We start from the raw sequence: 1152 nt of genomic DNA on the forward strand, positions 1-1152 counted from the left end.
CCGCTTTTTTTGCACAGGGCTTACGGCATGCTGATCCACTGTTTCGTCATCACTATTCCCGAGCCTTGCAATCGAGCCGGAGCGTCAGGCGAAAGCAGGGTCCTGCGTTCGTAGAGCGCTCCCGGCTTGGTCAGGACAACCCAGACAATGCGCCATCTTGGCGGCAAGTGCGACAACAGCTTTGTTCGGGTGCATACGGCTCTGCAACCCGTCAAGCCAGCTTCCCAGGCGATCCCGGGTTCGATCCAGGTGACGGAAGCATGATCGCGCGCCATGAACGAGCAGCTTGCGAACGTGGCGGTTCCCGCGCTTGCTGATACCGAGTAGCTTCTGCTTGCCTCCGGTCGAGTATTCTCGAGGCACCAGCCCCAGCCATGCGGCCAGGTCGCGAGCCTTCTGGAACTGGCATCCGGTGCCGACGGCCGCCAGTAGCGCGGTGGCTCCCAATGCTCCGATTCCGGGGATCGTCATGAGCCGGCGGGCAACATCTTCTCGGTCTGCGATCGCTGCGATCTCCCTCGTCACGTCGTTGATGCGCTGCTCCAACTGGCGCAGATCTGCGAACAGGTCCACGAGCAGTTTGCGCATTGCCGGCGTGAGGTCATTCGAAAGGTCATCGAGAACCAGTGGCAAGTCGAGCTTGAACAGTCCGGCGCCCTGTCTCAATGCGATGCCGTATTCCAGGCAGAATGCTCGCATCTGGTTGATCAGACGGGTTCGCGTGCCGATCATCTGGTCGTGCACCCGATACAAAGCTTGGAGGTCGGATTGCTCCTCGCTCTTGATCGCGGCAAATCGCATCGTCGGCCGCGTGGCTGCTTCGGCGATAGCTTCGGCATCGATGATGTCGCTCTTGTTCGACTTGACGTATGGCTTCACGAACTGCGCTGGGATCAGGCGAACCCTGTGCCCCAGTGCCTGAAGTCTCCTGGCGATCCATTGCGATCCAGCGCACGATTCCATCCCGACGATTGCCGGCGCTGCCCGCTCAAAGAACTTCATCAACGTATCGCGTCGGAAGCGAACTCGCTGGACGGGCTCGCCGTCGCTGTCCAAGCCGACGACGTGGAAGATGTTCTTGCCGATATCGACACCATAGACGGCCGCAGGGCGCGGCGCATTGCGTGGGGACATTGCAACCTCCTTTGTTGT

General features: G+C 60.4%; 1 pseudogene. It reads right to left on the reverse strand.

Going from position 1 to position 1152, the window contains the following annotated elements:
• Positions 1–84: 84 nt before the first annotated feature.
• Positions 85–1134 (reverse strand): annotated as a pseudogene (locus AC0L3E_RS34525) (IS110 family RNA-guided transposase).
• Positions 1135–1152: the final 18 nt, after the last annotated feature.

The sequence above is a fragment of the Mesorhizobium sp. WSM4822 genome, assembly GCF_055811155.1.